The sequence below is a fragment of the Corallococcus llansteffanensis genome (assembly GCF_003612055.1).
Taxonomy (GTDB): domain Bacteria; phylum Myxococcota; class Myxococcia; order Myxococcales; family Myxococcaceae; genus Corallococcus; species Corallococcus llansteffanensis.
The window spans coordinates 1-9,744 of record NZ_RAWB01000383.1 but is presented as its reverse complement, the minus strand read 5'-3'; the positions used below and the strand labels follow the sequence as shown (position 1 = coordinate 9,744).

The following is a 9,744-nucleotide window of genomic DNA, read 5'->3' as shown; positions in this document are numbered from 1 at the left end:
CGCATCCCCTCTTCGGCCCCTTGAGCCTGGCCATGGCCGAGCGCCCCATGCGCGTCGTCCTCTGCCCCAACCCCCTGCACCCGGACGCGGCCCCGCGCGCGCGGCGCTTCTACGAGGCCCTGGGCTGTGAGGTCATCGAGCAGACGCCGGAGGGCCATGACCGGGTGATGGCGCGCACGCACGCCCTCACGTTCTTCGTGGCCAAGGGGATGGTGGACTCGGGCGCGGCGGTGGACGTGCCCTTCGCGCCGGCCAGCTTCAAGGCGCTGTCGCGCACCATCGAGACCGTCCGCTCGGACGCGGGCCACCTCTTCACCGCCATCCAGCAGGAGAACCGCTACGCGACGGAGGCGCGCGAGCGCCTGCTCCAGGCGCTCCAGGGCATCCACCGCGACCTCGCGGCCCTGCCCGCCGTGGCCAGCGCGCGGGACGCGGCGGGGCTGGCGCTGCCGGGGCTCGACTCCGGCCCGCCGGAGCCCCGGGAGACGCGCGAGCACATCGAGCAGCTGGACCGGGAGCTGCTGGAGCTGCTGGCGCGCCGGGCCGAGCTGGCCCGCCGTCAGAGCCGCGCCCAGGCGCCTGGAGACGCGCCGACGGGAGCGGAGTTGGAAGCAGAGCTCGCCACGCGCCGCGCGTGGGCCACCGAGCTGGGCCTGGACCCGCGGGCGGTGGAGGCCCTCTTCCGCGTCATCCTCGACGCCGGCCCTGCCTGACGCTCAGATGTATTCGTCGAGCCAGTCGAACATCCGGTGGTTGGCGACGGCCTGCGCGCCTTCCTGGCAGTGCAGGAGCCCGGTGTCCTCCTGGGTGAAGAGCATGTAGTCCTTCGGGCAGGTCAGGGCGTCGTGGAGCAGCCGGGCCTGGCCCTGGGAGAACGCCTCGGCGGTGCCGTCCATCACGAGCGTGCGGCAGCGGATGCGATGGACGATGGGCTCGTTGTTGAACTCCCGCAGCTTGAAGAGCAGGTCCGACGGCGAGCTGGCGCCGTGCTTGTTCATCGAGTCCTTCATGTACCAGCGGAACAGGAACACCTGCGCCATGAGCTGGGCCATGCCCGCGTCGAAGGCCTGGGGGTCGCTGTCGAGCAGCGGCATGAGGTCCGGGAAGTAGGCATTGAACTGCTCGAAGGAGGACTGGCCCCAGTTGAGGACGCCGGGGTTGGGGATGAGCAGCTTGATGCGCCGCTCGAACGCGGCGGCGCGGGGCACGAGCGCGCCGCCCATGCTCCACCCCAGGAGCGCGATCCGCCGCGAGTCCACGCCCGCGATGCACGTGGCGAAGTCCACCACGGGCCGGATGACCTGCTCCCAGTCGGGACGGAAGGGGAGCCCCTGCTCGCGGATGGCCATGCCCTGTCCGGGCGCATGGACGATGAGGCAGTGGTAGCCCCGCGCGAGCGCCGCATCCATCACGTACTTGGACTCCTCGGGCCACGCGTCCCGTCCCTGCTGGAAGATGAGCAGGGGCGCGCTGCTGCGGGCATTGGGCGCGCGGAAGAAGTAGCCGGGCAGCGTGGTGCCCTCGTAGGGGATGCGCACGGCGACGGCGGGGAGCTTGAGCAGCGCGATGGCCTTGTTGTACGCGTCCACCGCCTTGCGCCCGGTGGCGAGCACGCTCGGGTCGGCTGGCTCGGGGTGGTGGATGAGCGCGGCGCGGTAGTAGTTGGCGGCGCGCAGGTAGGCATTGCCGGCGCTGAGCGAGTGGCGTCGGGTCAGGCTCGCGTCCCCCATGGCGCGGACGCGGTCGGCCGTGCGCACCCACTCGGTGGGCCAGCTCCAGTCATCTCCCGGGACGATGCGGTGCGCGGTGTCCAGCACCTCGCCAATGTCCGCCTGGGCGCTGTAGGTCGCGGCCAGGAAGTGCAGCAACTGGCTGTCCATGATGGGGTCGGCCATCAGGCCCAGCTCGTACCAGGGCCGCGGCTCCTCCTCGGCGGGCGAGGCGGAAGTGGAAGGCCGGGGTGCCGCGAGGGTGGAGGTGCCCCGGAGGAGCGCGAGCCCCCCGGTCAGCCCCAGGCTGGCTTGGATGAGGGAGCGACGGTCCAGTGAGATGCCCATGGTCTGCGATCTCCAGCGATGAGTGCGGGAGTTCGAACACCGCGGGCGCTTCCAGGTGTCACCGCCCGCGAGGCGTCCGAGGGCCTGCCGTGCAAGGCCCCTGTCGGCATCCCCCGCCAGGGCGGACGAACAGGCACACGCATGGAGCCGGGAGGACGCTGAGCGGGAGTGCGGCGCCGTCTATCCGCACCGGTTGGGGACTCATGGGTGGGTGGACCGCTGTTGGTCGGGACTATCAGAAGCACCCACTTCAAAAGGACATACCGCATGAAGAAGACCGCCCTGCTCACGTGCCTCCTGGGACTGTTCGCCTCGCTCTCCGCCAACGCCGCTGAAATGAAGGACGTGTTCGGCAAGAAGGTCCCCATCGGGCAGGGCCGGCCCACGCTGGTGCTGTACGCCAACCGTGGCACCCAGGAAGAGCTCCGTCAGCACGCCTACCAGTTCATCTACAACGTGCGCGCCGAGAAGCCGATCGTCGTCGTCCATGTGGACCTGCGCGATGTCCCGGGCCTCTTCAAGGGCATGGCGAAGGGGGAGATGCGCAAGGGCCACGCCGAGTCGCTCCGCCTCATGAACAAGCTCTTCCGCCAGCACGGCGAAGCGCCTCCGGCGGAGATGGAGTCGTCGCTCTTCATGGTGGCGGACTCCAAGGGCGAACCCCACAAGTCCATGGGACTCGAGAAGGGCTTCGAGAAGGTCTTCGCCCAGGTGCTGAGCATCTCCGGGGAGGAGCTGGCACGCGGGCCGCTGGCGAACGCCCGGAAGCTCGGTCAGGCCCTGGCTGCGGCGCCGGCTGGCGAGCCCCGCACCCAGGTGGCGACCACGCTGCGCTGACGTTCGACGGGACCTGCCTGGCTGACAGGCAGTCGTACGACCCGCTGGGGTGTGGACCGAGGGGTACGGGGGATTTACAGTTCTCCCCCATCAATCGCTGCTCGCCATGAATCCGGAGTCCACGGGTTCAAGGCGATGGCCGGTTGATGCCCCCACAGCAGCACCATCCCCCGAGAAGAACGAACATGAACAGCTTCAAGACGTGCAGCCTCGCCGTGGTTGCCATTGCCTTGGGTGCGTGTGGTCCCGCACCGGTAGAGAACGGGTCGACCCCGGACGAGAGCGGCGTCGCGCAGGTGGAGTCCGCGGTGACGAAGGCCATCCCGGGCACGACGTGCGTGGTCGAGGCCACGACGCCGTACAAGTACGACAACGGCACGATGAGCGCCCAGGCGTCTGTCTGGGATTGCGAGCAGGACTACGCGGTCATCTACGTCTGCTCGACGCTGGAGAAGCGCTCGGTGAGCAGCACGGGCACCGTCACCTGGACGGCGGTGCCGGGCAGCCGCAGCTGCTATGGCGAGACGAACACCGACTTCGGCGGGCAGACGGCGAACGCCACGCCCTACGTCCCCGGTGTCTACCGCCAGCGCGCGCAGGCCGCCATCAAGCTCTCCCCGACGACGTGGACACCGTCGCAGCCGTCGACCTGCGGCACGCTCTCCAGCGACGTGCCGTGCAACTTCACCGCGGTGGTGTCCGGCAACGTCACGCTGTGAGGCACGCCGTCCCGGCCTGACACCGCGTGGGCGGCCCGCGCTTTCTTCCGGGCGCGGGCCTCCCCACGACGGGTGACGGCAGCGGGGCTGGAAAAAGCCCGCGAGGGCGCAGAGGCATCGTGACTGCGCGCGGATGAGTGCCGGAAGCCCTCTCCGCGTGCGGTAGCGTCACGGACCATGCGCTCCCCCCTCATCGCATCCCTGTTGTTCCTGCTGTTGTGCGCGCCAGCCTGGGCGGTGGTGCCCGCTGGCTTCGTGGAAACCGACTACACGTCCAACGCGCTGACGCCGGCCACGGGCATGGCGTGGGCGCCGGATGGCTCCGGCCGCTTGTTCGTCCTGCTCAAGGACGGCGTGGTGCGGACAGTGGCGCTGAAGGACGGCGCCCCGGAGACGCAGGGCGGAACGAAGACGCTGGTGACCCGCGTGTTCGCCACGGAGCCCAGCGTCCACACCAACAGCGAGTGTGGCCTCATCGGCATCGCGTTCGACCCGAACTACGTGGTCAACCGCTACGTCTACTTCTTCGTCACCGTCTCCGCCTCCGAGCAGCGCATCGTCCGGTACACGGACGCCAACGGCACGGGCACCGCGCGCACGGAGGTCGTCAGGAACCTGCCCACCACGGGCAACAACCACGACGGCGGCGGGCTGGGCTTCGGGCCGGACGGGAAGCTCTACTGGGCCATTGGCGACCTGGGCAACGGCACCGGCGTGGACGCCGACCTGACGTCGCTCGCGGCCAAGGTGAGCCGCGCCAACCTGGACGGCACCCCCGCCAATGACAATCCGTTCAACGACGGCGTGGGCCCCAACAACGAGTTCATCTGGGCGCAGGGCTTCCGCAACCCGTTCACCCTCACGTTCCAGCCCACCACCGGCCTCCTGTGGATCAACACCGTGGGCACGGGCTACGAGCAGATCTTCGTGGTGAACAGGCGCACCCACGCCGGCTACAACGACTACGAGAACAACCAGCCCGCCACCAGCAACTACATCGCCCCCGTCATCAAGTACCGCACCAATGATGTGGACACGCGCAACCTGCTGGCCACGGGAGGCGCGGTGCGCACCGGCGGCGTCACCACCTTCACCACCACCGGGGTGCACGGCTTCCGCAAGGGCGAGCGCCTCACCTTCAGCGGCGTGACCGACGCGAGCTTCAACGGCGACTTCTACGTCGCGAGCGCCCCGCGGGAGCCCACGGCCACCACCTTCACCGTGGCCCAGCCGGGCCTGCCGGATGCGAGCAGCGGCGGCGGCACCGCGAAGACGCAGAACCTGGGCGGCTCCATCACCGGCGGTACCTTCTATGACGCCACCCTCTTCGCGCCCGAGTACCGCGGCAACTACTTCTTCGGCGACTACAACAGCGGCAGCGTGACCCGCGCCACGCTGGCGACAGACAACTCGGTGGCGACGGTGGACAAGTGGGGGACGGGCTTCCCCTCGCATGTCGACATGGCGGTGGGGCCGGACGGGGCACTCTACACGATTGGCGTCACCAGCGGCGTCCTGCGCCGCATCACCCCGGCCGCGACGGGGCAGAAGCTGGTGGTGTCCTCGCTCAACCCGCGGCTGGTGGAGGGCGGTCGCGCCACCTTTACCGTGCGGCTGGCCCAGGCCCCCACCGCGCCCGTGACGGTGCAGGTGACCCGCGCCCTGGGCGGCTCCGAGGACCTGACCGTGGCCAGCAAGGTCCCCCTCACCTTCTCCGCCACGGACTGGAGCACGCCCCAGGTCGTCACGCTGGTGGCGGCGGAGGATGCGGACGCGGTCACGGACACCGCCACCTTCACCGTGACGGCGGAGGGACTGGCGGACGAGTCGGTGGTGGCCTCGACCATCGACGACAACGCGGCCCGCCTGGTGCTGTCCAGCACGCAGGTGTCCGTCCCGGAGAACGCCACCGCGACCTTCACGGTGTCGCTCTCCAAGCAGCCCGGGACGAACGTCACCGTCACCGTGACGCGCACGCAGGGAGACGAGGACATCACCGTGCAGGACGGGGCCACGCTCGCGTTCACCCCCTCCAACTGGAACACGCCGAAGACCGTCACGCTGCGGGCCGCGTCGGACGCGGACAACCAGAGCGGGGTCGCCACCATCACGGTGGCCGCCCCGGGCCTGGACGCGCGCTCGGTGGAGGCGACCGAGTTGGACGACGAGCCGCTCCCGCCCGTCATCACCTCCACGCCCGTCACCACCGCCGTGGTGGGGACGACCTACCGCTACGACGTGGAGGCGCAGGCCCGGCCAGTGCCGACCTACTCGCTGGGAGGCACGGTGCCCGCGGGGATGCTCATCGACGCGGCCACCGGTGTCATCACCTGGACGCCCCCGACGACGGACACCGTGACGGTGCTCGTGCGGGTGACCAACGGCGTGCTGCCGGACGCGGAGCAGACCTTCACCCTCACCCCGACGGTGGATGCGCCGCCGCGCGCCGTCCTCACGCGCCCCCTGGAAGGGGAGCGCGTGTCCGGCAACACGGCGGAGTTCTTCGGAGACTGCGTGGACGACGTGGGCTGCACGCGCGCCGAGTTCTACGTGGACGGCGTGCTGCAGTTCACGGACACCCGCTCGGACAATCACTTCCACTTCGGTGGCGAGCACAACCGCTGGGACACCACGGAGCTCTCGCCCGGTGGGCACACCGTCCGGTTCGTCGTGGTGGACGCGGCGGGAATGCAGGCCGAGGCGCAGGTGACGGTGTGCGTCGGTGACGCAAGCTGCGAGCTGGTGCAACCGGACGCCGGCTCGGGCACGGTCGATCCCGGCGAGGGCAACGACACCGGCTGCGGCTGCGGCGCGGCCCCGGTGGCGCCGCTTGCGTGGCTGGCCCTCGTCGCGCTGGCGTCCAGGCGGAGGCGGACGCGCAAGGCATAGTGGGAGGCGGTGGTCTTGGACGGGGCTCGGGTTGACGCCCGGGCCGCCGTCGCGCCCCTGGACAGGGACACTTCAGTCCGTGTCCTTCCCACGGGCGTGTGGCAGAGTCCGCCCGCTTGCATGCCTTCACGTCCGCACGTCGGTTCCGCGCCTGGCATTTCGTGCTCGGAGCCTTGTTTGTGTACACCGTTGCCTGCGTCTGGACCGCCTTCCGGGGCGGGGTGTTCGCGTTCCACGACCTCGCGCTCCTGAACGACCTGTTCTCGAACGCGGTGCACCGGGGCCGTCCCTTCTGGGTGACCGACGCGGACCTCAACCACCTCACGGTCCACTTCACGCCGACCCTGCTGCTGCTCACGCCGCTGTTCCTGCTCAGCGACTCGCAGTTCCTGTTCGTCCTGCTGGGGTTGGTGGCGCTGTATGGGGCGGTCGCGCTCCAGGTCTGGTTCTTCGAGCGCATGTTCGAGGAGCAGGAGCTGCTTCCCGCCGCCTGGCGGCCGTGGGCCAGTGTCGCCTTCGCGGTGTACCTGGCGCTCAATCCGTTCGTGAAGACGGTCGCGCTCTCCGCGCACTTCGAGGTGTTCTTCCAGTTGGGCGCCACGGCGGTGCTCGTGCTCCTCCTCCGGGGTGCGCGGATGCGGTGGGTCGTGCTCGCCGCGCTCCTCGCGTTGGGCGTGCGTCCGGATGGAGGCCTGTTCCTCGCGTTCCAGTCGGCGGCGCTGCTGCTGTTGCCGGCCGTGGCCCGGCCGCCGCGGGCGCTGCTCACGCGCAGGGCGCTCGGGGTGTCCGCGCTGTCGCTCGGCTACCTCGCCCTCTGTGTCGCGGTGGTGTTGCCGGCGCTCGGGACGCCTTCGGGGACCCGGTTCTGGTCGCACTACGGCAACACCTGGGGGCAGGTGGCCTTCACCGCGCTGGGCGACCCCGGGAGGGTGGTGCACGACGTGTCCACCAGCGGGCTGGTGGTCTTCCAGCGAAGCTTCCTGTGGATCCAGCTCCTCGTGCCCGCGGCCACGCTCCTCAGCACGCTTCCGGGAACCTTCTTCTTCATGGCGGATGCGCCGGACAAGCGCCTGCTCTGGTTCTACAACTCCGCCTTCCTGCTGCCCGGGCTGGGCGTATGCGCGGCGGCCGGCTTCGGCAGGCTCGCCGAGGCCTGGAGAGACGTGCTCGCGCGCGGGCGGATCCCCGCCTGGGCAAAGGCGGCGCCCGCGCTGCTCATCGCCGGGCTCGCGCTCGCCCAGGTGGCGCGCTTCGACCGGACCATCGGGTCCCCGCGCCTGCGTCCCATGCCCCCGGTGGACGGCGACTTCCGCGAGGCGCTCGCGCGCCAGGTCCAGGCCTGTGCCTCACGGCGGGTGGTGGCCACGGACTTCCGCTCGGTCGTCTTCGTGCCCAACGGCTACGACCGCTTCCTCCTGCACCACTATGAGCGGGCCCAGGTCGTGCTCGTGCCCCCGCACGTGGAGACACTCCTGCTGGGAGCTGGCTCACGGGAAGCGTTCCTCGAAGTGCTCCAGCGCGATGCGCGGTTCGAGGAGGTGGAGGATCCGGGCCCGGTCCGCGTCTTCGTCCGAAAGGATGCACGGAGCTGCGGTTCCTGACGTCTCCTTCCTGTATGCCAATCCAACCCCATCCCGACCTGCATCCCTCGACCTGGGCCGCTCTTGAGGACTCAGGTGTGCTTCAGAGCACCGAGCACGGGCTCATCCAGACCTTCTACGCCGATCAACGTGCCCGGCGCAGCCAGGTCCCCTTCATGAATCACATCCATGAAGGACTGGCCGTCATGCTCCGCACCCAGGCATCGCCGCAGGCCATGCGGGCGTTCTGCCTGCATCCCCTCGTTCAAAGCGACAAGGACCTGCGGGAGCACTACGCACGGGTTGCCCAGGCCGTGGAGCCGGTTCCCGACGGCGCCTTCGTGCTGGGGCTCGCCATGGAGTACCGCTCCGTCGCCAATGCCTATCTCTCCCATGCCACGCTGCCGCCGGAAGGCATCCGGCTGTCGCCCCTGGTGGAAGTGAACGCCATGCTGGTGGGCGACAAGGTCCAGAATCGCAAGGACTACGAGCTGCACCACGAGCAGACCCACGCCAACCGCGCCCGGCTGACGGAGTACTTCCAGCAGTGGTGCCAGGCGTTGCAGGTCGAGCACCGCTACGCGCGGCTGAAGACGATGCTGCAAGGAGCGGCCTGGGGAGGGGACACCGGGTGATCCAGGGTGTCCGCACCAGGAAGAAGCTCGACCTCTCCGCTTGAGGCAGGCCTTCAGCACCTTCGTGCGGAAGGCCCGCCAGGGGGCACTCGACCGTCAGCGATGGCCCGCTCGACGAGCCGCAACAGCTCTTCCATGTCGAAGGGCTTCTTGAGGTAGTCGTGCGCGTCCTCGCTCAGGCACCGGCGGGCCGTCTCGCTGGACGCGTAGCCGGTGGCCACGATGACCTGGAGGCACGGGTGGCGCTGCTTCAGGGCCATCGGCGTCTCCACGCCGTCCATGCCCGGCATCTTCAGGTCGGTGATGACCAGGTCGAAGTGCTCCTCCTCCGCCTGGGCGATGGCCGCGGCGCCGCAATCCGCGGTGCGGACGTCGTAGCCCTTCAAGGCAAGGATCATCTCCAGCGCCTCGCGGATGTCCTCCTCGTCATCGACGCTCGTGTCCGAAGCCGTCCAGTTCGCGATTGCCTGCGCGTTCCGGACGCTGAAGCTCCAGGGGTTGCGGAATGAGCTCCTGGATTTCCAGCTCTTTGCTCGACACGCCCTCAATCATCCTATCGAGTGACGGGATGGTCGAGAACGCCGCGCGGTCTCTTTCGGTGAGCCTGCTGCTGTACGCCGCCCTCCTCTTGGTTCCCTCGCCACTTCGCGCGCAAACACATTGCGGAGGCGAAGGGGAGCGCGCCTGCTGCTTCCTGGAGCGAAATGGGCCCGCCTGCGACCCGGGGCTGGAAGAGAAACCAGGGTGCTCTGGCGATTGCAGGTGCAGGGCCAGCCTCGTCAGCTCCTCGGGAACATGCCGACGGGTCCAACCGGTCGTTCCCATCACCTCATGCGGCGGTGAGGGACAGCGCGCCTGCTGCTTCCTGGAGCGAAAGGGGCCCGCCTGCGACCCGGGGTTGGAAGAGAAACCGGGGTGCTCTGGCGATTGCAGGTGCAAGGCCAGCCTCGTCAGCTCCTCGGGAACATGCCGACGGGTCCAACCGGTCGTTCCCATCACCTCATGCGGCGGTGAGGGACAGCGCGCC

Annotated in this window: 8 protein-coding genes; 6 read left to right on the top strand and 2 right to left on the bottom strand. The window is 69.5% G+C overall.

Annotated elements, in window-relative coordinates; translation table 11 throughout:
- A partial coding sequence (locus D7V93_RS29070; protein WP_120646489.1) for a chorismate mutase occupies nucleotides 1–713 on the top strand: 713 nt, incomplete at its 5' end.
- A gap of 3 nt (nucleotides 714–716) precedes the next feature.
- On the opposite strand, the gene D7V93_RS29065 is transcribed toward D7V93_RS29070, so the two are convergent.
- Entirely contained in the window at nucleotides 717–2,057 is a 1,341-nt protein-coding gene (locus D7V93_RS29065; protein ID WP_120646488.1) for an alpha/beta hydrolase family protein, read from the bottom strand.
- Between the two features lie 267 nt (nucleotides 2,058–2,324).
- Between D7V93_RS29065 and D7V93_RS29060 the strand changes: the two genes are divergently transcribed.
- The 5 genes from D7V93_RS29060 to D7V93_RS29040 all read left to right on the top strand — a co-directional run bounded on the left by D7V93_RS29060 (nucleotide 2,325) and on the right by D7V93_RS29040 (nucleotide 8,717).
- Complete coding sequence (locus D7V93_RS29060) at nucleotides 2,325–2,894, top strand: hypothetical protein (protein ID WP_120646487.1); 570 nt, start codon at nucleotides 2,325–2,327, stop codon at nucleotides 2,892–2,894.
- Between the two features lie 185 nt (nucleotides 2,895–3,079).
- The gene (locus tag D7V93_RS29055; RefSeq protein ID WP_120646486.1) at nucleotides 3,080–3,613 is read left to right on the top strand and encodes a hypothetical protein; all 534 of its coding nucleotides are present in this window, start codon (nucleotides 3,080–3,082) and stop codon (nucleotides 3,611–3,613) included.
- A gap of 177 nt (nucleotides 3,614–3,790) precedes the next feature.
- On the top strand, nucleotides 3,791–6,502 hold the full coding sequence (locus D7V93_RS29050) for a PQQ-dependent sugar dehydrogenase (protein WP_120646485.1): 2,712 nt from the start codon (nucleotides 3,791–3,793) through the stop codon (nucleotides 6,500–6,502).
- A gap of 179 nt (nucleotides 6,503–6,681) precedes the next feature.
- Nucleotides 6,682–8,103, top strand: coding sequence for a DUF2079 domain-containing protein (locus D7V93_RS29045; protein WP_158623890.1), 1,422 nt, complete (start codon nucleotides 6,682–6,684; stop codon nucleotides 8,101–8,103).
- A 77-nt stretch (nucleotides 8,104–8,180) separates the two neighbouring features.
- On the top strand, nucleotides 8,181–8,717 hold the full coding sequence (locus tag D7V93_RS29040; protein WP_120646483.1) for a hypothetical protein: 537 nt from the start codon (nucleotides 8,181–8,183) through the stop codon (nucleotides 8,715–8,717).
- Nucleotides 8,718–8,770: 53 nt separating this feature from the next.
- Here D7V93_RS29040 and D7V93_RS29035 read toward each other — a convergent pair whose 3' ends face one another.
- On the bottom strand, nucleotides 8,771–9,265 hold the full coding sequence (locus D7V93_RS29035) for a response regulator (RefSeq protein ID WP_120646482.1): 495 nt from the start codon (nucleotides 9,263–9,265) through the stop codon (nucleotides 8,771–8,773).
- Between the last annotated feature and the right edge of the window lie 479 nt (nucleotides 9,266–9,744).